This is a genomic window from Chryseobacterium sp. A301, assembly GCF_054489425.1.
The window spans coordinates 101,685-124,194 of the sequence record NZ_JBTMWY010000004.1 but is presented as its reverse complement, the minus strand read 5'-3'; the positions used below and the strand labels follow the sequence as shown (position 1 = coordinate 124,194).

Genomic DNA, 22,510 nt, shown 5'->3' with positions numbered 1-22,510 from the left:
GGGAATTTATTCTTAAGAATCTTTCGCTTTCCCTATCTTTGTCTAAAGCTTAAAGTTTATGAAAAACAAAATTTGGCTCTTTTATTTGCTCCCTTTCTTTCTAAGCAGTTGTACAAGTTCACTTGCCCTGGAAGAAATAAAGACACAGCCAAACTTAGAAATATCTTCCTCTTTACCGAGCGACTCGGCCATGGTTCGATTCATTTCACCCTACAAATCCGCTCTCGAACAAGAAATGAATGCCAAAATTGGACATACAGAGGTAGAATTAACCAAGACTGGAGAAAATAGCTCTCTAGGAAATGTCTTTGCTGATTACACCTTTGAAGGAGCAAAACAATGGGGGAAATCCCACGGTATTGCTGTGAATGCGGCTGTTATCAATATCGGCGGATTAAGAACATCCATCGGGAAAGGCGACGTGCTTTTAAAACATGTTTTTGAAGTAATGCCCTTTGAAAACGAACTGGTTGTGGTTAAAATGGACGCAAATGCGATGAAGGAACTTTTCGAGTACTATGCGAGCACTCAAACAAACAATCCGGTTTCCCATCTGTATATTGAAACTTCCAATTCCAAACTTGTAAAATCACTCGTGGATGGAAAGCCCCTTGATCCTAGTCAAACGTATTATATCGCCACTTCCGATTATTTAGCGTTTGGAGGAGACAATATGAATTTTTTTAAGAAAGGAGAAACCCTGCTAACAGGGATTAAACTTCGTGATCTATACATTGATCTGATTAAGCAAAATCCTGAAATCAAAGTACCCACAGATCTGCGATTACAATTTAACCCTAAGAAATCTACGGACTAATGCAAAGAAAAGAATTTCTAAAACTATCCGGAAAGGCGGCACTTGCTTTAAGTGTTGCCCCTCATTTATTGCAAGCAAAAAGCCCAGCAGACCTTTTTCAGCCTTCAGAAAAACGACTCACGATCCTGCATACCAATGATCAGCATTCGAGAATAGAACCTTTTGATCAAACCGGAGGTAGAAACGCAGGCAAAGGTGGGTTCGCACGCCGCGCTGCCCTTATTCAAAAAATCCGCGCCGAGCAGGCGCAAGTTTTAGTTTTGGATTCAGGAGATATTTTTCAAGGGACTCCTTATTTCAACCTTTTTGGGGGTGAGCTCGAATTTAAATTAATGTCGATGATGGGGTATGATGCTTCCACCATGGGCAATCATGACTTTGACAACGGCCTCGATGGATTTTTAAAAGTCCTTCCCAATGCAAAATTCCCATTCCTGTGTAGCAATTATGATTTTTCAGATACGATATTGGAGGGAAGAACCACCCCGTATCAAGTATTCAATAAAGGAGGCATCCGCGTAGGGGTCTTCGGACTGGGAATCGAACTCGAAGGACTTGTAGGGAAAAAGCAATATGCAGAAACCAGATATTTGGATCCCATAGAAATGGCTAACCATTACAGTGCAGTACTTCGAAAAGAGAAAAAATGCGATTTGGTTGTTTGTCTCTCGCACCTTGGTTTTGATTATGGAGAAAAACCAAAAGTTTCCGATGTGGTACTCGCCCAGAAAACGAGCGGCATTGATTTAATTTTGGGAGGACATACACACACGTTTTTTGAGCGCCCCAAAGAGTACCAAAACCTCGAGAATCAAAAAGTACTTGTGAACCAAGTTGGGTTTGCTGGACTTTTGTTAGGAAGACTCGATTTTATATTTGACACGAAAAACAAAATAAAGTCCATTGCCTCTAATGTGATTCCTATTGACCACACAAGTGATTCCATACTAGGGTAAAAGACCACTAACAATTGAAATAAGCTCCCATTTGCTTCCCTTGAATCCTAACCATGCATATTGAAAAAGGGTATCTACTTTCCTACTTGAAATATTCTGATAAAGATGCAATATTGCACCTATTCAGTTTTTCAGAGGGATATCAAAGTTATTATTTGCGAGGAGCTTACGCTCCTAAAAGCAAAAAAAAGGCCTATCTCACTCCACTAAACGAACTGCAACTCACAGTCTTTCCATCGAAATCAAACTCGGCACTGAAGCAATTGTCAAACATTGAAGGTCTCAAGTCCAGCGATTGGAGTGAAAACATAAAAGCGTCGTCTGTCGTATTCTTTGTCTCTGATTTCCTAAATCAAATCCTCCGCGAAGAATCTCAAAATCTTTCGCTTTATCGTGAAATTGAAAAGTTCAATTCTGAATTAAGCCACGGCAACTTTCAAAGTCATCTCATTTTTCTAGCACGAATTCTTGAAATTCAAGGATTTTACCCACTTGTAAATGATTTTCCTTACCTGGATCCAGAATCTGGCGCATTCGTGCAAAGGCAAACCCACCATCTATTTCACAAAGAGCTTTCTGATTTATACCGCCAAATTTTCTTAAGCGAATCGCCTTACGAGGTGAAAATTCCAACCTCCACTCGAAAAGAGTTTTTAGAAACGCTAATGGTCTACTACCAGTACCATCATGCAAACTTCAAAGTTCCTCGCTCCCTCGAGATTGTGAAAGAGTTGTTTTAAGATTAATCTCTGAAAAAAAGGGATTGACCCTCAAAAATAGACAGGCTCGTACATGACCCCAGCCTTAATAGAAATCGGCAATTTATTTTCTGCCGGCACAATGGGACAACTGTAATCGTATGCATTGTATGCGCAGTAGGGGTGATAGGATTTATTGAAATCAATTACGATCTGATTTTTCCCATCTTTTGGAATCCTTAAATCAATGTATTTGCCACCTCCGTAGGTAGTATCCCCGTTGGTTCCATCCCGAAATGGCAAAAACAAATAGTCTTTGTACTCCTGCCTTTTCATAAGATCCATGCTTTGGTACAGAGTTAACTCTAACGCTTGTCCCTCAATTTCAAATTGGGCCACGGCATAAGGACGGTATACTTTTATTTTTCCGGAAGAGGTCTGAATTTCAAACGGTTTTGCATTTTTCACTTTGGAAAGCTTTGCGAGCACACGATACTTTAAATCCACAGGAAAGAAAGGGTGAGAGGTAAACTTATCAAAATTTGCACCTCGCAGAGGCGTGGTGGCAGAGTCTAAATATTCCTTATTCAAACCCGATTGAAAAGTGAGTATATCCTTCTCGATCTCCGTGCTAGATGCCGTATGACGAGTAGAACAAGAAATGAAAAGTGCAAAAAGCAAAAACAAAATTGGTTTCATAAGTCAATTAATTCGACCCGATATACATCGGACTTATTGCGTTTAATGTTAGGGATTTCAAAGCCACCGCTCTGGGGTATAAGTTCTTGAAAATCGAATTCATTGCATTCTTTGCTTAGTCCTGAAAAAACCAAAGTGAACTCATAATGAACAAAAGGTGGAATTTCGGTCCACACGGGATAAAAACTGATGTTTTCCGCATGAATAAGTTCGCTCCGGTTTCCCGTATCGTGCTCCACTAAGTAACTCGATTTCCAAATGCGAATCAAACTACCAAAAAAGGCCGTATTTGCATAACGCACATGCAGAATCACTTGCTTTTCTTGCTGGATGGTGCGGGAAAGGGACTCCAGTAAGTCCCTTTCTATAGACGGCTTTTCAATCGTAGGTTTCAAAACAGTAAATTCTGTTTAATAATCAAGTTTAAGTTTCTCCTTCGAGAAATCTCGAACCTGTTTTAGGAGTTCTGGATTTTCCGATAAGGACTGTCCAAAGGAAGGAATCATTTCTTCTAACTTTTCTTTCCATTGACCTTTTACTTTCTCCGGGAAGCATTTCTCGAGCACATTCAGCATTGCGTGCACAGAAGTGGACGCACCGGGAGAGGCACCGAGTAGAGAGGCAATTGAGCCACTTTCATTCACTACGACTTCCGTTCCAAATTCCAGTTTCCCTCCTTTCTTGTCGTCCTTTTTAATAATTTGAACTCTTTGTCCTGCAATTTTAATTTCCCAATCTTCGTCTTTAGCCTCTTTAACAAAGAGTCTTAAATGGCTCATCTTCTGCGCTTTTGTCATGGCAACTTGCTGAATCAAGTACTTGGTTAATGGAAGGTTATGCCACCAGGCGCCGAAAAGCGATCGGATGTTCTTGAAATTGATACTTTCCGGAAGATCCAAATAACTGCCTTCCTTCAAGAATTTTGTGGAGAACCCTGCAAAAGGTCCAAATAACAGCGCTTCCTTGCCGTCTATAATCCGTAAGTCCAAGTGAGGAACAGACATTGGGGGCGCATCGACAGAAGCTAATGTATACACTTTTGCTTTGTGCTGCTGAATGAGCTCCTCGTTATGCGTAACTAGCCATTCCCCAGAAACTGGGAAGCCACCATAGCCTTCACTTTCTTTAACATCCGAGCTGTCTAATAAGGGCAAAGCATACCCACCGGCACCGATGAACACAAAGTCGGCTGTAAGCTCATGTTTTTTATTCTTCAAGCGATCCTTCACTTCCACCTTCCACTGGTTGTTACTTAAAGGATCAATGTCTTTTACCTCATGGTATAAAAAAACTTCTACCTTGGAATCCTGGATCAGAAATTGTCCCATTTTACGGGTTAGGGATCCAAAATTAACATCCGTTCCTAAGTCCATTTTGGTCGCAGAAAGCTTCTCGTTCTCGGGACGATTGGCCATAATAAGCGGTATCCACTTTTTTAAAGTCTCAAACTGCGAAGAAAATTCCATCTCTTCAAACAGCGGAGAGTTTACCATCGCTTTGTGTCGCTTCTCTAAGAAATCGGAGTCCTCTTCTCCAAATACTAAACTCATATGAGGACAAGAATTAATAAACTGTTTCGGATTTGAGATGTAATTTTTTGAAATTAGATAAGACCAAAATTGTTTAGAGATTTCGAATTGTTCTGCAATGGAAATGGCTTTGGATATATTCACATTTCCCTTAGAGTCCATCGGAGTATAGTTGAGTTCACAAAATGCAGAGTGTCCTGTTCCCGCATTGTTCCAGGCGGCAGAACTTTCTTTTGCAAAGCGTCCTAGACGCTCAAAAATAGCAATATTAAGTTCAGGTTCTAGTTCATGCACAAGCGCCGCAAGGGTCGTACTCATGATACCACCTCCAATCAACACCACGTCGTATTTTGATTTAGGGGTCTTTGAAATTGACTTCATTTTGGTTTTTTTTCAGTTTTATTCTCTACGAAATTCTAAAAAGGATTAGTTTATCCCCAATTCGTAGGAATCTCTTTTTCATTTCTTCTGAAATTGAGCAATTATCATGCAACTTTACGTAAGAATTGCAGTTAATTTTTTTATTTGATTCTCAGCACTTTTCTCTTCGTAGAGAATGTTGTAAATGGTATCAATAATCGGAGTGTTCATTCCTTTTTGCTTGGAAGTTGCAAAAATAGAATTGGCTGCATAGTATCCCTCCGCTACCATCTGCATAGATTGAATGGCTGATTTTACGGTATACCCTTTGCCGATTAGATTTCCAAGATTTCGGTTTCTCGAAAAAAGAGAATAAGCGGTAACCAAAAGGTCGCCCAAATAAGCGCTTTCGTTCACATCTCGAGGAGCTTGGTATACAGACTCTAAGAACACTTCCATTTCGCGGATGGCATTGGAAACAAACACAGCCGTAAAATTATCCCCATATCCGAGTCCACTGGCAATCCCTGCACCGATGGCATAGACATTCTTTAATATGGCACTGTATTCATTGCCTAAAATATCTGTGGAATGGTTTACTTTAATAAAACGAGAGGCAAATAGTTGATCTAGAATCTTTGCTGTGGACTGATCCACCGTGGCAATGGTGAGGTAGGATAGTCTTTCCATTCCTACTTCCTCAGCGTGGCAAGGTCCCGCAATCACGGCTTGATTCCGAAAGCCAATCTCAAATTTATCACGAAGATAATGAGCCACGATGTCGTTATGCTCAGGAACAATTCCTTTGATGGCAGACACAAAAATCTTGTCTTCATAGCCACAGGTTAGGTTTTCAAGTGCAGGCGCTAAATAAATCGATGGGGTTGCAAGTATGATGACCTCACAACTCGAAACAAGCTCGTTCAAATCGGTTGTCACTTTCAAGTGTTTCGTATTGAAACTTACAGAAGTTAGATACGAAGGATTGTGTCCTCGTTGTTCAATAGCTCCCTTCACGTATTCATTGCGAACGCACCAATGAATCTCGGTGCAATTCTCCGATAACATTTTCACGATCGCGGTGGCAAAACTCCCACTGCCTAAAACACCAACGGAGGTAACTTGCCCTCTCTTTCTCGTTGATCTGGAGGGTTTTTTGTCTTTTGAATCTTTTGCTTTTGCTTTTGCCATGTCCAAAAAAGGTCTTTTTTTCAATTGGTTAGGGTAGCAAAGGTATTAAATAAATTATGCTGCCGCAATTTGCGCACTCTTGCTACTTCAAGCTTTGCCTCCCCCCCTGGAGGCAAGGGAAAAAATTCTGAAACATTCTGAACAGGAGAATTCAAACTTTGAATTCTTTGCCATTGGGATTAACTTCCCCCTAATCTAAGAATTTTTGATCTCTTTTTCGTAGGTAGTGAAAAACAGTCTTTCAAATTGCTCTAAGAGCTTTTGATGAAGTTCATTTTTCGTGTCATTCACGTGAATGACGGATTTATCTTTTCCATGGATCTCTGTACTCGAAAGTGAAACCACGTATCCCTCTTTTAGAAAATCGTATCGCACTCGGGTCGAAATCTCTCCTTTGTCGTACGGTGCCACTAAATTCACATCGAGGTGATCATCCCCCGCTGAATTCGTCGTCATCTTGAATTTTTCAGAAGCGAGCACATTTAATAAAAACAGATCAGTTTTCGCTTTTACAAGTTCTCTGTCATTGGTTGCATCGTAAGCGTATACGTGTCGAATTGGCTTTTCTTGAGCGGTGATCTTTGCGCTTGTTCCAAGGCCAACAATAAGTATTATGGCGACAAGAAAAGTAGGTTGAATTTTCATAAAAAAATAATATCCTCATCTCTTGAAATTATTATGCCAAATCCAACGAAAAAACTTTCTTAAGAAAGCCATCAGGTGGATTACTCTGTTATAACAGAGCCTTTAGAGGGGCCTTGGGCTTCCACAGATGTGCTACTCCTCGCTTATTTCTTTTGATTTTAAATCGGATAGATTTGTCTTATTTAAAAATATTTTCTAAATTTGTACTCTATTACCAATCAATATGCTTTCAAAAACCTGCGAATATGCCCTTAGAGCCCTTATATATCTGGCAAAACATTCCAGTGAAAACAAGAGCATTACCATCAAAGAAATTTCTCAAAGCATAGATTCTCCCGAACTGTTTATTGCAAAAATCCTCCAACAGCTTTGTCGAGACCATTTTGTTCAGTCCAGAAAAGGTCGCTCCGGAGGTTACTATTTACTAAACCACCAACTTGAAACTAACCTTTCTCAGATCATCATCGCTGTGGATGGAGATAGACTATTTACAGGATGCGGCCTAGGGCTCCATGAATGCAGCGAAACTTCTCCCTGCCCCATACATCACAAATACAAAGGAGTAAGAGAGAAGATCTTTATGCTATACCAATCCACATACCTGAAGGAATTTAAAGAGAACGAGAACTTCTATGTGCTAAAGGTTTTGAATGAAAAAAATTTCATCTAAAACAGGATAAAAAAGTCCTGATATTAACTTAAGTATAATTTTTAATTTTATTATTATGTCAACAGAAAAAGTATTAGACGTTACCCAACTTGCACCACGAGAAAAACACCCTACAGTATTTCAATATTTTGATAAGTTGACGGGAGGTGACACACTTGTGATTGAAAACGACCATGATCCTAAACCACTCTATTACGAACTACTTGCCGAACGCGGGGATATTTTCACTTGGGAATACCTTGAAAAAGGTCCAGAATGGTTTAAAGTGAGAATGGCACTTAAAAATAGTGAGGATCCATCAAATGACAAAGAGGCGGATTTAAAGAAAGCTCAGCTATTAAAGGACAAAGCGGTACAATTTAAATGTGCAGATTAAACAACTCACTCTATTTTACCAATATAAATCCTTAATTTTAACGTAAAATTTATCCATATGATTGAGGGACCTATTAGGAGAAACTCGAACCTTGTACCCATTTCAAGAGAGCATCACGCGACGCTTCTTTTTTGTTGGAAATTAAGATCGGGTGCAAAAAAAGGAATCGAAGTAGAAAGACTTTCGAGGTATGTCTTGTGGTTTTATGAAAATCACATAGTACCCCATTTTAAAACGGAAGAAGATCTTCTATTTACTGATACCACGGATTCCTTAGTGAATCGGGCTTTGCACGAGCATAAAGAAATTAAATGGCTCGTCGAGGAAATTGCAAACTCTACTCAGGATCCAAGTGAAAGAATTCAAGAATTGGCCGGTCTAGTGCACTCGCATACCCGGTACGAAGAAAGAGAACTTTTCCCTTGGCTTGAAAAATCTCTCCATCCTAAGGATCTGATTCGAATTGGTAAAATCCTTGACCAAGAGGAGCATAATGCTGAGGAGAATTACGACGACCCCTTTTGGGAAATCGAAAAAAAATAAAGTCAAAAAATGAAAGTAATTCTACCTTCAACAAAAATAACAGAAGTGATAGCCCTCGATCCCAAAGCGATCGAGGCAATCGCTTCTCTTTCCAAACCTTTAACTAGGCTTAAAAACCCCATACTTCGAAAAATAATGGCCTCGAGAGTCACAATCTTGGAAGCGAGCAAAATGGGAAATGTAAGTTTAGAAGCTTTTAAAGCAGCCTTGCTGCCCTTGGGTTTCGAACTGGACTTAGGAGATTCAGAACAAGCGAGCGAAAGCACGCAAAAACCCCAATGGCTACTCGCTGCGAGCGAAAAGGAAATCACTCTTTTTGATGTTCGAGATATAATTGAAAACGGAAGTGATCCCTTAAAAGAAATTCTAGGCAAATTCAAAACCATTGCCCCAGGAGAAATCCTGTGTGTCATTAATAAATTTATTCCTACTCCTTTAATTCATCTATTAAAGCAGCATAAGGCCCAAGACGCTTACGTAGAAACAAAGTCGAAAGAACTTTTCTATACTTACTTTCTAAAGCAATCGGAAGGTCTTTCGAATGCCAATGAGAACAAGAGTGCCTCTACCCCTCAAACAGATGCGCCCGATTCAAATGAGAATCTAACGTTTCATTCTCCCGAATCGTTTGAAGCACTTTTAGCAGATACCCCCCTTTCTAGACAAAAGCAGATCGACGTTCGTTCGCTTGAAATGCCAGGTCCCATGGAAGCTATTCTTCGTGAATTAAAAGAACTTCCTCCGACCCATTTGCTTTTTGTTTACCACAAGCGTATTCCTATCTATTTACTTGAAGAATTAAGCGGACAAAATTTCAAGGTGCATGTACTTCAAAAATCAGAAACGGACATTCAAATGATTTTCATTCCTTCTCATGGCAAACATTAACATTGCAAAAGCGCCCAAAAATGTAGCAATCGCACCCTTTTACATTTCAGGAGCCTTATGCTTCCTAACGCTTTGTGTAATGATGCTGTTCTCCTCCAGCGCTTTTCTTGGACATTATTTTTCTGCTTATATCCTTGCCATTGTGCATATGGCCGCACTAGGATGGGGAACCATGATCATCTTTGGCGCCTCCTATCAACTCTTACCGGTCATTTGTGAAAGAAGCCTTTTTAGTGAAAAACTAGCTCTTAGTTCCTGGGCTCTACTTCTTATGGGCCTTCTAATTTTGGTATGCAGCTTTTGGCATATGTATACTGGCTGGCTCATGGTTTCTGGTGGTACTCTGGTGGTAGTCGCTGCGGTGCTATACCTCATCAATGTTTTGAAAACAGCATCGCTTTGTAAAACCTATTCCATTCAGCGTCTTTTTATGGCAAGCTCCGCCTTTTGGCTTGTCTTTACAACCAGTGTCGGAGTGTTACTCGCTTACAACCTGGCATTCCCCTATATTTCGAGCAATCACTTAGACTTTCTTAAATTGCATGCTCACGCAGGCCTTGGTGGTTGGTTCTTACAACTTATAACCGGCGTAAGCACGAAACTCGTTCCTATGTTTTTGCTTGGGAAATCACAAAAGGAGCGCTTCTTAGTAGGCAGTTTTGTATTGCAAAATTTGGCCTTAGTCCTCTTCTTAGTGGATGGGTTCTTTTTTGGAATTACCCTAAGAGTTGTGCTCTATGCAGCGCTTACCCTTTCGGGAGTTATTCTGTGGATGCTTTATCTCTACGATGCTTTTAAAAACAGACTTCGAAAAAAAATAGAACTGCTCATGAAGCATACTTTCGTCTCCATGATGGTTTTACTGCTCTCGCTATTATTGATTCCAGTCATTTACTTGACAAGTTCGACTTCCGTTACAGTTCTATACGGCACGCTCCTATTTATGGGCTGGATTACTGGCATTATTTTAGGCAAAACATTCAAGACCCTACCGTTCATTGTTTGGAACTCAAAGTATAAACATTTATCGGGCAAAAAGAACATTCCGCTTCCTAAAACCCTCTATAGTGAGAAGCTAGTAAAATTTCAATTTATTCTTTATCTTGCAGCCCTTACTGTACTAAGTTTGGGGATACTTTTCCAAACCCATTGGGTAATACAACTGGGACTAATCCTATGGGTTAGTGTCGCTGGAATTTATCTCGTAAACGTAAGCAAACTCTTTAACCATTTAATAAAAACAACCCACTCATGAGTTCTCAAACCACCTTACCTAAAGACGAACGAGCCATGAATGCTCTCTATGATGTAATCGACCCTGAACTTAATGTCAACATTGTAGATTTAGGACTTGTTTATGACATCACTTTTGCTCCTAACACCGTGCATGTACTCATGACTCTTACTTCACGCTTTTGCCCCATGGGGGATGCCATCAAAACCGGAGTTGTCAATGCACTCGAAGCCGAGTTCCCAGGCGAGGAAATTGAAATCGAATTAACCTTTGAGCCTGCATGGAATTTCGAGTTCGTTTCAGACCAAGGCCGTGAGGAGCTAAACAACCGCTAACCCCCTACTTTTCACACCAAATGACAAAAGTCATACCTAAAAATTTTACAATTCGATTTAAATCAGATAAATTTGTCCTATTAAATTAAACGTTATGAAAAAGACAGTATTATTACTCAGTGCAAGCGCCCTATTATTTGTGGCCTGCAAACAAAACATTGCGAAAGACGCAAACCAAATGACTGCGACTGAAGCGATCGAAATCAAAGCGACCGGAGCTCCAGAAACGCAGGCAATCACTAACCCTCCTTCCCTTCCTGCTCCTGTAGGAGATCGTGAGGCTAAAAAGGTGGTAGTCCACCTAGAGGCAACCGAAATTGAAGGGGAACTAGCGGACGGAGTTACTTACAAATTCTGGACCTTCAACAACACTGTTCCAGGAACTTTTATTCGATTAAGAGTCGGAGACGAAGTGGAGCTGCATCTTAAAAATGCCAGCAACAGTGTAATGCCACACAACATTGACCTTCATGCTGTCAATGGACCTGGAGGTGGAGCAGAAGCTACCAACGTAGCACCAGGGAAAACAGCGATCTTTAATTTCAAAGCGCTTCAACCTGGACTATTCGTATACCACTGTGCGATGGCTCCTGTCCCAATGCACATTGCGAACGGAATGTATGGACTTGTACTTGTAGAACCTGCTGGTGGACTTAGTGAAGTAGACCGTGAGTACTACATTATGCAAAGTGAATTCTATACGACTGGGAAAACAGACGAGAAAGGACTGCAAGACTTTGACCAAGACAAAGGTCTAGACGAAAACCCAACATACGTCGTTTTCAACGGAAAGAAAAATGCACTAATGGGTCCTAACGCACTACAAGCAAAAGTAGGAGAAACTGTAAGACTTTTCGTAGGAAACGCAGGACCAAACCTAGTGAGTTCATTCCACGTGATTGGAGAGATCTTCGATAGAGTGTATATGGAGGGCGGATCTAGAATCAATGAAAATGTTCAAACGACAGTCATTCCAGCTGGGGGTGCCGCTATCGTAGAATTCAAAGTGGAAGTTCCTGGCGAATATGTACTTGTAGACCACTCTATCTTTAGAGCGTTTAACAAAGGTGCAATTGGAAAACTGATCGTGACAGGAGAAGAAAACCAAAAGGTATTTCATAAAGTACAATAAACTTACTCTAATATCAAATTAATCCCAAATGAGAAACCCAATGAAAACAATTACAAAATGGAGCTTTTTGCTAATGGGTTTCTCATTTGTCTTTATCTCCTGCCATAAACCCTTGCAAAAAGAAGCTACTGAAATCAGTGCTGCAACCCAAACCCAAGGAATAAACCCCGAGGTAAAAATGGTCAAAATAGAGGGAGGATTTCTAGAGCCTTTTTACGGAGCTGATTCCACACTAGTGGAAGTGCAAGACTTTCTGATTGACGAGCGAGCTGTCACCCATGAGGAATACCTCGAGTTTGTTAAAAAAAATCCACAGTGGAGAAAAAGCCAAGTCAAAGCTCTTTTTGCGGATGAAGATTATCTTAAAGATTGGCCCGACGACTTAACTCTACCCAAAAACACCCACCCCAAATCTCCCGTGGTTTATGTTTCTTGGTTTGCAGCTTCAGCATATGCGAAGAGCGCTAACAAGCGACTACCTACATTAGACGAATGGGAATATGTGGCTATGGCAGATGAAACCACAAAAAATGCGAGATCCAAACCGGGGTACTCTGAACATTTAATCGAACTCTACAATCAAAAGTTCCGTGAAAAAGGAGAAGTCAAAAAAACCCGTCCGAATTACCACGGAGTTTATAATGTATTTGATCTTGTCTGGGAATGGACCAGTGATTACAATTCCATCATGACCACCTCCGATTCAAGAAAAGGATCGTATGATGACAAAGGACTTTTCTGCGCCGGTGCAGCTACCTCCGCCGCAGATGTATTAAACTACGCCGCTTTTATGCGCTACGCGTTTCGCGCAAGTCTAAAAGCAGATTATTCAATTGCAAACCTAGGCTTTCGATGTGCGAAAGACTTAAAACCTTAAATTATGAGAACCCTACTTATACTCCTCATCCCCTTTTTATTACTAGCGTGCAAAGACACAGGAGCATCCGATTCTAAGCTAGAGCCTGAGTCCAATTCTGTATTTTTACTAGACTCAGAGTGGCAAAATCAAAACGGTGAGACCTTGAAATTAGAACAATTGAAAGGCAAAAATATGGTGGTAGCCATGATCTTCACCTCTTGTACCACTGCCTGTCCCATCCTTATTGCAGACATGAAAAAGATATACAATGGAATAGATGCTAAACATCAGGAATCAACTTCGATGGTTTTGATTTCCATTGATCCGGACAACGACAGTCCAGAGGTACTGAAAGAATTCGCAAAGACCCAAAAAATGGATCAAGAACCTTGGCAGTTTTTAGTCAGTGATAAGGAAAGTCTCCGAAACCTAGCAAATGTGCTCGCTGTGAAATACAAGAAAATTTCTCCGATGGAATTCTCTCACTCAAACATTATAAGTGTCTTTGACAAAAATGGAGTTTTAGTGAATCAAGTAGAAGGAACCGTGCAGCACGATAAAGTTATAAGTGCAGTGAATTCATTGTAATTCACTCGTACACCCAACCGAGTCAATAACTCGTTTTTTTCATTTTTTTCAGAAGCAACTCTTAGTATCTACTAAGAGTTGTTTTTTTGTACAACACTTTATTGATTTCATCATTACAATAATTAAAATCAATTTACATAATCAATAATACTTTAAATGTAATAAAAAATTAAATAAAACCTATCGAAAGTTTTCTTATTTTAATTTAGAATAATTCTAATTAATATCTAAATTTGCTCCCGAAATAAAAAAACGATACAGCTTTATGCGAAAATTAATCCTACCCGCTTTCCTTTTGCTTGCCACTCAATGGCATGCCCAAAACGTAGATACAACTCAGGTTCAAGACATTACAGAGGTCATTATCAACCAAACCAAAACCTACAAAAATGAAAATGCATTTGCAGTTTCAAAGCTTAATCTAAAAGATATTGAAAATCCACAAGTCTACATCAGCATTCCAAAAGTTATTCTTAGAGACCAGGTGGCAACCAATTTTAAGAGCGTTCTCTCAAATGCCACCGGAATCACGCGTCTTTGGGAAAGCACTTCGCGTGGTGGCGACGGAGCCGAATATTACACCATGCGCGGGTTTTCAACACAATCTCGTCTTGTGAACGGAATGGCAAGTTTTAACAACGGAGGACTAGACCCACAGAACATTGAAAACATCGATGTAATCAAAGGACCCTCTGGGACGCTCTACGGGGGAAGTCTTGTTTCCTACGGGGGATTAATAAACATACAAACCAAAAAGCCCGAAGATCACTTCAAAGGAAACATCAATTACATTACAGGGACTAACGCCCTTCACCGCGTTACTGCCGATGTCAACACTCCAATTTCACACGGTTTGTTTCTACGCGTAAACACCGCGTACCACCAAGAGAATTCATTTCAAGATGCAGGATTTACTCGCTCCTTTTTCATTGCACCTTCTTTAAAATACAAAGCAAATGAGCGCCTGACTTTCCTAGTCAACACGGAATTTAAAAGCAACAAAGGTGCGAATGCACCGATGATCTTTTTAAATCGAAATGCACCACTTTCGTTTCATTCCATGGACTTATTTGAAAAGAATTATAAAAAATCTTACACAAGCAATAATTTGACGACTGAAAATCCAAGCTTTAATATTCAGAGCCAGATGATTTATAAACTATCTCCGAGCTGGACCTCGCAAACGCTCGTTTCCTCTAGTTCGAGCAAAGCTCTTGGGTACTATCATTATTTATGGGACAGTTCCAACGGGGATGAATTTAGCCGACTTGTTTCCAAGGCAAACAGTGAGACTTTGGCTACAGGAATTCAGCAAAATTTCATTGGAGATTTTTCTATTGGCACCATGCGAAACCGCCTAGTCGTAGGACTTGATTACCTAGGGACTAATGTAATCAACAACGACTCCGAATGGGTAGGATATGGAACTATTTCGTTAAAAAACCAAACAGACACGGGCATTTTAACCACACAAGGTGCCGATCAAGCCCTTGCTAATGCGAAGGTAGTCCCTGCACAGGCAAAAACAAACATTAAAAGTCTTTACTTTTCAAATGTACTAAATTTGACACCTAAGCTTTCTGCAATGGTTTCCCTTCGCGTAGATAACTTTAGTGGAAAACCAACCCAGTGGTCAGAGGACAAAATCGAAAACCAAACCTCATTTTCCCCTAAGTTAGGTGTGGTCTATCAACCCATTCTGGGCTCACTTTCTCTTTTTGCCAACTACATGAACGGATTTCAATATTTGGCGCCTGTGAAAGTCACTGCAGCTGGTGGAGGCACTCCTACTCTAAAAATATTTGATCCCGAACGTGCAAACCAATGGGAGGTAGGTGCAAAAGCAAACCTGGTCAAGAACAAACTTTCCCTTACGTTAAGTTACTACCATATTAATGTAAGTAACAAAATAATGACTGATCCTGAAAACATCAACAACTCCATTCAAGGAGGAGAAGTCTTAAGCGAAGGATTCGAATTAAGCGCAGTAGGGAATCCAATCGAAGGATTGAGCTTTATTGCCGGCCTGAGTAAAAACTACGCAACTCAATTAAGTGGCGATCCATCCTATGACAATCAACGCCCCGAGGAAGCTGGACCTAAGATTCTTGCGAATTTATGGGCCCACTATAAAATCCCATCCGGAACTCTCCAAAACCTATCGTTTGGCGCAGGGTTGAATTACGCAAGCGAGCAGCACACCTTAAATCGCACCACCACGGGAAGATTTACTCTACCTAGCTATACCGTCTTAAACGCAATGGTAGGTTATTTTCCAAATCGCTATAGCATAGCTCTAAAGCTAGACAACCTAACTAACAAGCACTACTATTCAGGATGGAGTACGGTTAGCCCCCAAAAACTAAGAACGCTCTCCCTTTCGTTAGGGTTTAACTTCTAGGTTTTAATTTTCACGTTTGTTCTGGATGGTCTATCCATCCAGAATTTTTTAAAACTCAACTTTATTCTAAAACTCTTTTCCTCTCTTCCAAAATCAAAAACCCATGAATCCTCGAGCACCCAAAAAGACAAAAAGTCGATTTAAATCCACGATCAAACGCCTGCATCTCTACTTCGGTCTGACGATAGGAGTCTTAATCGTGATTATAAGCCTTACCGGAGCGCTCTATGTTTTTAAAGAAGACTTCGAAAAAGCTCAAAGAAAAGAGATCACTTACCACGGGGAAGAAAACTACGAAACAAAGAAACCACTTCCAATTGCTGCATTAGAACGTCAAATTGACATCCAAGTGGCAGAACCCTACCCTCTGCACTGGGTGGAAATTCCAATTGACAAAAGCAAATCCTACAAATTTTTCTATTTTGAACGCGATCCCGAGGCATGGAACTATTTTGAGGAATACCCTATATACAAATCCGTCTATATCAACCCTTATTCTGGCAAGGTACTTTCCGTGCAGGATGAGAAAATGAACTTCTTCGCCATTGTAAAGTCCATCCATTGGAGCTATATGCTTAATTCTGATTGGGGTAAATATGTGGTCGGAATCCCCGTTATCTGTTTTTTGTTTATGCTTATTTCCGGCATTATATTATGGTGGCCCAAAAACAAAGCCGCACGTAAGCAGCGGTTTTGGTTTCAGTGGAAAAACATTAAAAACTGGCGACGTAAAAACTACGACCTACACAGTATTTTAGGATTTTACGCATCGTTTATCGCCCTTATTGTCACCATCACAGGTTTATTTTACAGCTTTTATTTTATTCAAGCTGCACTGTATTTCGCGTTTTCAGGCGGCAGCACAGTGTATCCAGATAACGCTCATTTAAAATCCCCTGATAAACCTTTAGCAAACACAGAACATGTCTTTGATCGAGTGGTAAGCCAGATCGACGAGCTCTATCCCCATGCAAGTGCCTACTCCTTCGATTTAGGTCATGAGCACCCTTATGATCATGAAGATCCAGAGAATAACCTAGCAGTTTATGTTCGAGGGTACGCGCAAAAATATTACAATTACAGTGAAGTTTTCTTCGATAAAAATTCAGGGCGTTTGCTACTAAATCGACCATATGAAACGCGCAACTTAGGAGAAAAATACATTGCCGCCAATTATGACATCCACGTGGGTGCTATCCTTGGGGTCTTTGGGAAAATTCTTGCCCTAATTTCAAGTTTGGTTTGTGCGAGTCTGCCCATTACCGGGTTTCTCGTGTGGCGGGGTCGAACCAAAAAGAAGAAACGTACGAACGATTCTCCAGTTTAACAAACTTTAGCAAGAATATACCCTCCCTTTGGAAACCTTATTTTCAAAGGGATACGACGGGCTTTTTTAAATCGTGATAGAAAAGAACTGTCCAATTCTTTTCATAGGCTTGCGTTTTCCATTTTTCTCGCAGTTCGCTCGCGGTTTTCCCATCGTAATCGGACTTGTACGCGACTTTGCGTCTCCAATAGCTATACTGAGGCAAATTGTCTCCGCCGTAAAAAACGATTTGTGAGGAAGAAACGATCCAAAATTCTTGATGATACTGCGTATGCCCCCCTGAAATCTCATAATAGATTTCTTTAGTGATCCAACCTTTTGGTTCTTCTAAAAACCGAACTTGGTCTGATTCCTTTAGAGCTTCTAATAAAGGTAAAATATACGAAGTACTGTCCTTACTTTGAAGTGCATTCTCTAAATCGCCTCTTGACACATAAATATCGGCCTTTTTGAAGTGCATCTCAAATTCTCCATGGGCAAAGTGCCCTAGACCCATTACGTGATCTTTATGCAAATGAGAAAGTAAGACTTTGGTCACTTCACTCGGATCGATGCCCTGCGTTTCAAACGCTTGCAGAAGTAGAGACTGGGAAGAATCCTGCAATTGCACCCTCAAATCAATAAGAATTAAATCGAGCTTTGTTCTAATTAAAAAAGGCTGGACTGCCATCCTAAGTCCAGAACTTGGAGAACTCGAACTTAAAATAGAAAATTCGCCATTTGAATCCACATGAAAGTGGCCTAGAAGTAAGGGGATAATCTGCATTCGTTTAAACTATTTTTAGCGTACGTATTTGCAATTTACAACGAATTTTTGATCCTAAGCGAAAGCGATACGCTTTCGATTTGAACCGCTTTTGGAACAAATCTGCAAAACTCGACTGTCCTGTGATGTATTCAGCTCAAAGCTACCGTTCAAAAACCTCATATACTACTGATTATCAATAAAATAATATTTACCATTTTATATCTTAATATTTTATATCTTTAATATCTCAAAATTAGACATTAAAACTTTTTAAATTTATTGACACTCAAACTTTTTAACGATAATTTCATGAAACAACGATTATTGACGCTATGCTTTGCGGTCGGACTCTTAGTAGGTGTTGGTGCACAGCAATCTGCAATTTACCTAGATTCCTCGCAACCTATCGAAAAACGTGTAGAAGATGCGCTCTCAAGAATGACACTTGAAGAAAAAATTGGCATCATTCATGCCCAATCCAAATTTAGTTCTGCGGGCGTGCCACGCCTAGGCATTCCAGAGCTATGGATGACGGACGGTCCCCACGGAATTCGTCCGGAAGTTTTATGGGACGAATGGGAACAAGCAGGTTGGACCACCGATTCATGCATTGCGTTTCCTGCCTTAACCGCCCTTGCCGCAGGGTGGAATAAAGACCTTTCTTTGCTTTATGGAAAATCCCTGGGGGAAGAAGCTCGTTACCGTAAAAAAGACGTTTTGTTAGGGCCTGGGGTAAACATTTACCGTACGCCTTTGAACGGTAGAAATTTTGAATACCTAGGCGAAGACCCTTTTCTAGCTTCCCAAATGGTGGTTCCTTACATTAAAGGGGTACAGTCGAACGGCGTAGCCACAAGTGTAAAACATTTTGCCCTTAACAATCAAGAAACCAATCGCCACGGATACGATGTCATTGTAAGCGACAGAGCTCTTTATGAAATCTACCTTCCTGCCTTTAAAGCGGCTGTTCAAGAGGGAGATTCCTGGACGATTATGGGGGCATACAATAAATACAAGGGACAACACGCTTCCCACAACAAATACCTTCTGATTGACATTCTAAGAAATGAATGGAATTACAAAGGGGCAGTGGTCGCAGACTGGGGCGGAGCTCACGATACAAAAGAAGCAATTTACAACGGTCTTGACCTTGAATTTGGAACTTGGACTGACGGTCTTACCATGGGACAAACCAATGCATACGATAATTATTACCTCGCAAAACCTTACCTTGATTTAATAAAATCAGGAAAAGTGGGCACAGAACAATTGGATACGAAAGTGAGAAATGTCCTTAGACTGTCCTTTAAAACCACCATGGACCAAGACAAACCTTTCGGATCTTTTGGTACAGAGGAGCATGCTGAGGCAAGTAAGAAAATTGCTGAGGAAGGAATCGTACTTTTGAAAAACAAGAACAACCTTTTGCCACTAGATCTAAAATCCTCCAAAAAAATTGCCGTCATTGGGGAAAATGCAATCAAAATGATGACCGTAGGAGGAGGAAGCTCTTCACTTAAAGTAAAATACGAAGTTCTCCCACTGGACGGAATCAAAAACCGTGTAGGCTCGAATGCTACAGTAACCTATGCTCGTGGCTACGTAGGAGATCCAACTGGAGATTACAACGGCGTGGTTTCAGGGCAAAACCTAAAGGACGACCGCTCTGTAGAACAACTAACTAAAGAAGCAATCGATTTGGCAAAAGAATCTGACGTGGTTATTTTCATTGGTGGACTTAACAAAAGCGATTATCAAGACAGTGAAGGGTTTGACCGCAAAGAGCTAGAACTGCCTTATGGGCAAAACGAACTTCTTGCGAAACTTGCCAAAGCAAATAAGAATCTGGTATATGTAAATATCTCTGGGAACGCAGTGGCTATGCCGTGGGTAAATGAAGTGAACTCTATTGTACAAGGATGGTTTTTAGGTACGGAAGCAGGAAATGCTCTAGCCTCCGTTCTTTTCGGCGATGTAAACCCAAGCGGTAAACTGCCCTTTAGTTTCCCCGTAAAATTATCTGACAATTCAGCGCATGCACTAGGGGAATTCCCTGGAGACGATACAATTCAGTACAACGAAGGTCTGTTTGTAGGGTACAGATGGCACGACAAAGAGCATATCGAACCTCTATTCCCTTTTGGACATGGACTTAGTTATACAAAATTCCAATATGGTAATGCCAGCATTGACAAGAAAAGCTTAACTCAAAACGATACCTTTACCATCACGACCACAGTGAAAAACACAGGACAAAGAGCAGGATCGGAAATTGTACAGTTATACATTTCGGACCTTAAATCCTCACTACCCCGCCCTATCAAGGAATTAAAAGGTTTTGAAAAAGTGGAACTTCAACCTGGTGAGCAAAAAACTATCACTTTCACGCTTGACAAATCCGCACTTAGCTTTTTTGATGATAAAAAACACGAATGGGTCGCAGAACCAGGAGCCTTCAAGGCACTTATCGGTGCTTCTTCCAAAGACATTCGTTCGGAAGTCAAATTTGATCTAAAATAAAAATCATTTCACAATTTCATATCAATTGGACCAGCTGTAATAGGCTGGTTTTTTTTTACTTTTGTTAACTGTGCTAGATACAAAATTCATTAGGGTAAGTGCTGTTAACCAATCGTATTTTTCTGTCCGTCGATTTTTGCTAATCATTTTCATCTGTTTGGCTGAATAGTTTTTTTGTAAGATTAAAGTCTGTTAAATTGTGGTTTTTAATTGTCAAAAAATACTTTGTCTGCCAACTTTGAGTTTTTTGTGCTTGTTTATTTGTCGGATTGTCCCAGGGGGGATAAACTCTAATTCCACGTTTTCCCTCTTTGCCATTATTTGTTATTATTCCTTTGTCCACCAAAACGGATTTGGGAAAAATAAACTGTCCAAATTTATCAGCATTTTTTGATGTGATAATTATAAAATCTAAGTCATCTGATATGTCAAATGGTGCCGTTATTCCGTCTTTATTTCTTCTCCACATTGTCACAAACTGCCCCGTTTTTGTTGGTGTTATCTTAGAAACACGATGTTGAATTGTCTTTCCGTTGAGTACAAATGAACAAGCTCCGTATTCTGCACTTTCGGGATTCAACTTTGGGTCGGTCAAGTCAAAACCACAATTATCATAAACCAATTCTTTCGCAACCTTTAAATCGCTATGAAATGAATTTATGATAGTCAATACGTCTTTTGTAGTCATACTTCTTGTTGAAATTTTGTTCGTTTGTAATGTGTTTCGATGTTTTTGAAATAACCTCTAACGTTCCAGTACAACAGCGAGTCTGGGACCAAATTGAGCTTCGTTTTCAGAATTGGCAAATCATCCCAAATATAAACAAACTTCCCATTAAGCCAATTGCCCAAATCCGTTGTAGTCACTATTATGTGTGGTTTTTAGTCAAATCAAAATAACTTCGTTTCTTCAAAATGTTGGATCATTGTTGTACCAATTTGAAATTTGGTGGTAAAAAATAAGCACTTACAGTGCTGTAAGTGCTTGATTTTCAAATAGTGGTCCCACCTGGGCTCGAACCAGGGACCACCTGATTATGAGTCAGGTGCTCTAACCAACTGAGCTATAGGACCTTATTAATATATTACTTTTGTTGGATTGCAAAAATAACACTTTCCATCGACTTTTGAAAGAATTATTTAATTTCTTGACACAATTCCACGAGCACTCCTCCAGTAGATTTGGGATGAAGAAATACAACGAGCTTATTATCTGCACCTTTCTTTGGCTCTTCCGAAACAAATTCAAAACCTTCTTTTTTCAGCCTTTCAACCTCAGCCTCGATATTCTCCACTCCAAAAGCAAGATGATGAATCCCTTCCCCTCGTTTCTCAATAAATTTTGAAATTGCAGACTCCGGTTTGGTGGATTCTAAAAGTTCGATTTTACTCTCTCCTATTTGATAAAAAGAAGTAATCACTCCCTCCCTTTCCACTTCTTCTTTTTTGTAACTACCCTTTCCAAGCAGTCTTTCGAAAAGTGAATCGGATTCTTTAAGCGATTTCACGGCAATTCCTAAATGTTCAATTTTCATGGTATTTAAGTTCTTAATACACCTTAGCCAACTCTTACAATAGAGTCCAGCGAGAGCGAGAGAATATTCAAACAAAAGTAGTAAATTTGCGCCATGAACGAAAGTAACAGACAAAGAAAAGTCGCCCAAATCATTCAGGAAGATTTTTCCGAATTATTTAGAAAACAAGCCTCAGAGAGCAAGCAAAGTTTTCTTGTAAGTGTTTCGGATGTAAAAGTTTCTGCCGATTTAAGTATTGCAAAAATCTATTTAAGTATATTCCCGAACGATTATCGTAAAGCGATTATGAAAGAAATCGAAGAGAACAAATCTCAATATCGAAATTTCTTAGGGAAGAAAATGGGAAAACAGGTCCGTATTATTCCAGAGCTTCAATTCTACCTAGACACTTCGCTGGACGACGTGGAAAGAATTGAGAAAGAATTAAAGGGCGAAGGAGACAATCCCACACTATAAGGA

At 40.1% G+C, this 22,510-nt stretch carries 23 protein-coding genes, 1 tRNA gene and 1 pseudogene; 16 read left to right on the top strand and 9 right to left on the bottom strand.

The window, feature by feature from the left end; all coding sequences use genetic code 11:
• The first annotated feature begins 58 nt into the window (after nt 1-58).
• From ACX3PU_RS08320 to recO, 3 genes are read left to right on the top strand one after another with little or no spacing between them, the layout of a single operon-like run.
• The gene (locus ACX3PU_RS08320; RefSeq protein ID WP_459084545.1) at nt 59-817 is read left to right on the top strand and encodes a 5'-nucleotidase C-terminal domain-containing protein; all 759 of its coding nucleotides are present in this window, start codon (nt 59-61) and stop codon (nt 815-817) included.
• The gene (locus ACX3PU_RS08315) at nt 817-1,773 is read left to right on the top strand and encodes a bifunctional metallophosphatase/5'-nucleotidase (protein WP_459084544.1); all 957 of its coding nucleotides are present in this window, start codon (nt 817-819) and stop codon (nt 1,771-1,773) included. Before ACX3PU_RS08320 ends, ACX3PU_RS08315 begins: the two co-directional genes overlap by 1 nt.
• 53 nt (nt 1,774-1,826) lie before the next feature.
• Nucleotides 1,827-2,513 carry a DNA repair protein RecO gene (recO, locus tag ACX3PU_RS08310; protein ID WP_459084542.1) on the top strand — a complete coding sequence of 229 codons (687 nt, stop codon included), beginning with the start codon at nt 1,827-1,829 and terminating at the stop codon, nt 2,511-2,513.
• Nucleotides 2,514-2,543: 30 nt separating this feature from the next.
• On the opposite strand, the gene ACX3PU_RS08305 is transcribed toward recO, so the two are convergent.
• The 5 genes from ACX3PU_RS08305 to ACX3PU_RS08285 all read right to left on the bottom strand — a co-directional run bounded on the left by ACX3PU_RS08305 (nt 2,544) and on the right by ACX3PU_RS08285 (nt 6,895).
• Nucleotides 2,544-3,170 (bottom strand): DUF1684 domain-containing protein, encoded by a 627-nt coding sequence (locus ACX3PU_RS08305; protein ID WP_459084540.1) that lies wholly within the window; start codon nt 3,168-3,170, stop codon nt 2,544-2,546.
• Entirely contained in the window at nt 3,167-3,565 is a 399-nt protein-coding gene (locus ACX3PU_RS08300) for a hypothetical protein (protein ID WP_459084539.1), read from the bottom strand. The genes ACX3PU_RS08305 and ACX3PU_RS08300 overlap by 4 nt, the downstream gene beginning before the upstream one ends.
• A 15-nt stretch (nt 3,566-3,580) precedes the next feature.
• Entirely contained in the window at nt 3,581-5,080 is a 1,500-nt protein-coding gene (gene mqo, locus ACX3PU_RS08295; RefSeq protein ID WP_459084538.1) for a malate dehydrogenase (quinone), read from the bottom strand.
• Between the two features lie 114 nt (nt 5,081-5,194).
• Complete coding sequence (locus ACX3PU_RS08290) at nt 5,195-6,250, bottom strand: NAD(P)H-dependent glycerol-3-phosphate dehydrogenase (protein ID WP_459084537.1); 1,056 nt, start codon at nt 6,248-6,250, stop codon at nt 5,195-5,197.
• A gap of 195 nt (nt 6,251-6,445) precedes the next feature.
• Complete coding sequence (locus tag ACX3PU_RS08285; protein WP_459084536.1) at nt 6,446-6,895, bottom strand: hypothetical protein; 450 nt, start codon at nt 6,893-6,895, stop codon at nt 6,446-6,448.
• Between the two features lie 223 nt (nt 6,896-7,118).
• Between ACX3PU_RS08285 and ACX3PU_RS08280 the strand changes: the two genes are divergently transcribed.
• From ACX3PU_RS08280 to ACX3PU_RS08230, 11 genes and pseudogenes are all read left to right on the top strand, one after another.
• Nucleotides 7,119-7,565, top strand: a complete 447-nt coding sequence (locus tag ACX3PU_RS08280) for an RrF2 family transcriptional regulator (protein ID WP_459084535.1) — start codon at nt 7,119-7,121, stop codon at nt 7,563-7,565.
• Nucleotides 7,566-7,620: 55 nt separating this feature from the next.
• Nucleotides 7,621-7,941: a DUF2249 domain-containing protein gene (locus ACX3PU_RS08275; RefSeq protein WP_459084534.1), complete on the top strand. Its 321-nt coding sequence runs from the start codon at nt 7,621-7,623 to the stop codon at nt 7,939-7,941.
• A gap of 57 nt (nt 7,942-7,998) precedes the next feature.
• Entirely contained in the window at nt 7,999-8,484 is a 486-nt protein-coding gene (locus ACX3PU_RS08270; RefSeq protein WP_459084533.1) for a hemerythrin domain-containing protein, read from the top strand.
• A 9-nt stretch (nt 8,485-8,493) separates the two neighbouring features.
• On the top strand, nt 8,494-9,372 hold the full coding sequence (locus tag ACX3PU_RS08265) for a DUF2249 domain-containing protein (RefSeq protein WP_459084532.1): 879 nt from the start codon (nt 8,494-8,496) through the stop codon (nt 9,370-9,372).
• A complete protein-coding gene (locus tag ACX3PU_RS08260; protein WP_459084531.1) occupies nt 9,359-10,627 on the top strand; it encodes a hypothetical protein in 1,269 nt (422 codons plus the stop codon). Before ACX3PU_RS08265 ends, ACX3PU_RS08260 begins: the two co-directional genes overlap by 14 nt.
• Nucleotides 10,624-10,941, top strand: coding sequence for a metal-sulfur cluster assembly factor (locus ACX3PU_RS08255; protein WP_459084530.1), 318 nt, complete (start codon nt 10,624-10,626; stop codon nt 10,939-10,941). Before ACX3PU_RS08260 ends, ACX3PU_RS08255 begins: the two co-directional genes overlap by 4 nt.
• A 94-nt stretch (nt 10,942-11,035) precedes the next feature.
• Nucleotides 11,036-12,058 (top strand): annotated as a pseudogene (gene nirK, locus ACX3PU_RS08250) (copper-containing nitrite reductase); the annotation flags it as partial.
• A gap of 55 nt (nt 12,059-12,113) precedes the next feature.
• Nucleotides 12,114-12,950 (top strand): formylglycine-generating enzyme family protein, encoded by an 837-nt coding sequence (locus ACX3PU_RS08245; protein WP_459084529.1) that lies wholly within the window; start codon nt 12,114-12,116, stop codon nt 12,948-12,950.
• Nucleotides 12,951-12,953: 3 nt separating this feature from the next.
• Nucleotides 12,954-13,520, top strand: coding sequence for an SCO family protein (locus tag ACX3PU_RS08240; RefSeq protein WP_459084528.1), 567 nt, complete (start codon nt 12,954-12,956; stop codon nt 13,518-13,520).
• A 265-nt stretch (nt 13,521-13,785) separates the two neighbouring features.
• Nucleotides 13,786-15,921 (top strand): TonB-dependent siderophore receptor, encoded by a 2,136-nt coding sequence (locus ACX3PU_RS08235; RefSeq protein ID WP_459084527.1) that lies wholly within the window; start codon nt 13,786-13,788, stop codon nt 15,919-15,921.
• 103 nt (nt 15,922-16,024) lie between these two features.
• Nucleotides 16,025-17,248, top strand: a complete 1,224-nt coding sequence (locus ACX3PU_RS08230; protein ID WP_459084526.1) for a PepSY-associated TM helix domain-containing protein — start codon at nt 16,025-16,027, stop codon at nt 17,246-17,248.
• A gap of 43 nt (nt 17,249-17,291) precedes the next feature.
• Here the strand turns inward: ACX3PU_RS08230 and ACX3PU_RS08225 are convergent, their stop codons facing one another.
• The gene (locus ACX3PU_RS08225; RefSeq protein ID WP_459084525.1) at nt 17,292-18,014 is read right to left on the bottom strand and encodes an MBL fold metallo-hydrolase; all 723 of its coding nucleotides are present in this window, start codon (nt 18,012-18,014) and stop codon (nt 17,292-17,294) included.
• Nucleotides 18,015-18,305: 291 nt separating this feature from the next.
• Here ACX3PU_RS08225 and ACX3PU_RS08220 point away from each other — a divergent pair, with 291 nt between their 5' ends.
• Nucleotides 18,306-20,516, top strand: coding sequence for a glycoside hydrolase family 3 C-terminal domain-containing protein (locus tag ACX3PU_RS08220; RefSeq protein ID WP_459084524.1), 2,211 nt, complete (start codon nt 18,306-18,308; stop codon nt 20,514-20,516).
• A gap of 139 nt (nt 20,517-20,655) precedes the next feature.
• Here the strand turns inward: ACX3PU_RS08220 and ACX3PU_RS08215 are convergent, their stop codons facing one another.
• The 3 genes from ACX3PU_RS08215 to mce form a co-directional block, all read right to left on the bottom strand.
• Nucleotides 20,656-21,204: a MepB family protein gene (locus ACX3PU_RS08215; protein WP_459084523.1), complete on the bottom strand. Its 549-nt coding sequence runs from the start codon at nt 21,202-21,204 to the stop codon at nt 20,656-20,658.
• A gap of 312 nt (nt 21,205-21,516) precedes the next feature.
• A tRNA-Ile gene (locus tag ACX3PU_RS08210) sits at nt 21,517-21,590 on the bottom strand.
• Nucleotides 21,591-21,652: 62 nt separating this feature from the next.
• Nucleotides 21,653-22,051, bottom strand: a complete 399-nt coding sequence (gene mce / locus ACX3PU_RS08205; RefSeq protein WP_459084522.1) for a methylmalonyl-CoA epimerase — start codon at nt 22,049-22,051, stop codon at nt 21,653-21,655.
• 93 nt (nt 22,052-22,144) lie between these two features.
• Between mce and rbfA the strand changes: the two genes are divergently transcribed.
• Nucleotides 22,145-22,507, top strand: coding sequence for a 30S ribosome-binding factor RbfA (rbfA, locus tag ACX3PU_RS08200; RefSeq protein WP_459084521.1), 363 nt, complete (start codon nt 22,145-22,147; stop codon nt 22,505-22,507).
• The last annotated feature ends 3 nt before the right edge of the window (nt 22,508-22,510 follow it).

Excerpts from the sequence above, each read along its gene's own strand:
- mce (WP_459084522.1), bottom strand. The coding sequence starts at position 22,051 with ATGAAAATTGAACATTTAGGAATTGCCGTGAAATCGCTTAAAGAATCC.
- ACX3PU_RS08260 (WP_459084531.1), top strand. The coding sequence starts at position 9,359 with ATGGCAAACATTAACATTGCAAAAGCGCCCAAAAATGTAGCAATCGCA.
- rbfA (WP_459084521.1), top strand. The coding sequence starts at position 22,145 with ATGAACGAAAGTAACAGACAAAGAAAAGTCGCCCAAATCATTCAGGAA.
- ACX3PU_RS08225 (WP_459084525.1), bottom strand. The coding sequence starts at position 18,014 with ATGCAGATTATCCCCTTACTTCTAGGCCACTTTCATGTGGATTCAAAT.
- ACX3PU_RS08275 (WP_459084534.1), top strand. The coding sequence starts at position 7,621 with ATGTCAACAGAAAAAGTATTAGACGTTACCCAACTTGCACCACGAGAA.
- ACX3PU_RS08265 (WP_459084532.1), top strand. The coding sequence starts at position 8,494 with ATGAAAGTAATTCTACCTTCAACAAAAATAACAGAAGTGATAGCCCTC.
- ACX3PU_RS08245 (WP_459084529.1), top strand. The coding sequence starts at position 12,114 with ATGAAAACAATTACAAAATGGAGCTTTTTGCTAATGGGTTTCTCATTT.
- ACX3PU_RS08220 (WP_459084524.1), top strand. The coding sequence starts at position 18,306 with ATGAAACAACGATTATTGACGCTATGCTTTGCGGTCGGACTCTTAGTA.
- ACX3PU_RS08255 (WP_459084530.1), top strand. The coding sequence starts at position 10,624 with ATGAGTTCTCAAACCACCTTACCTAAAGACGAACGAGCCATGAATGCT.
- recO (WP_459084542.1), top strand. The coding sequence starts at position 1,827 with ATGCATATTGAAAAAGGGTATCTACTTTCCTACTTGAAATATTCTGAT.
- mqo (WP_459084538.1), bottom strand. The coding sequence starts at position 5,080 with ATGAAGTCAATTTCAAAGACCCCTAAATCAAAATACGACGTGGTGTTG.
- ACX3PU_RS08290 (WP_459084537.1), bottom strand. The coding sequence starts at position 6,250 with ATGGCAAAAGCAAAAGCAAAAGATTCAAAAGACAAAAAACCCTCCAGA.
- ACX3PU_RS08320 (WP_459084545.1), top strand. The coding sequence starts at position 59 with ATGAAAAACAAAATTTGGCTCTTTTATTTGCTCCCTTTCTTTCTAAGC.
- ACX3PU_RS08235 (WP_459084527.1), top strand. The coding sequence starts at position 13,786 with ATGCGAAAATTAATCCTACCCGCTTTCCTTTTGCTTGCCACTCAATGG.
- ACX3PU_RS08215 (WP_459084523.1), bottom strand. The coding sequence starts at position 21,204 with ATGACTACAAAAGACGTATTGACTATCATAAATTCATTTCATAGCGAT.
- ACX3PU_RS08285 (WP_459084536.1), bottom strand. The coding sequence starts at position 6,895 with ATGAAAATTCAACCTACTTTTCTTGTCGCCATAATACTTATTGTTGGC.
- ACX3PU_RS08230 (WP_459084526.1), top strand. The coding sequence starts at position 16,025 with ATGAATCCTCGAGCACCCAAAAAGACAAAAAGTCGATTTAAATCCACG.
- ACX3PU_RS08240 (WP_459084528.1), top strand. The coding sequence starts at position 12,954 with ATGAGAACCCTACTTATACTCCTCATCCCCTTTTTATTACTAGCGTGC.
- ACX3PU_RS08270 (WP_459084533.1), top strand. The coding sequence starts at position 7,999 with ATGATTGAGGGACCTATTAGGAGAAACTCGAACCTTGTACCCATTTCA.
- ACX3PU_RS08315 (WP_459084544.1), top strand. The coding sequence starts at position 817 with ATGCAAAGAAAAGAATTTCTAAAACTATCCGGAAAGGCGGCACTTGCT.
- ACX3PU_RS08305 (WP_459084540.1), bottom strand. The coding sequence starts at position 3,170 with ATGAAACCAATTTTGTTTTTGCTTTTTGCACTTTTCATTTCTTGTTCT.
- ACX3PU_RS08280 (WP_459084535.1), top strand. The coding sequence starts at position 7,119 with ATGCTTTCAAAAACCTGCGAATATGCCCTTAGAGCCCTTATATATCTG.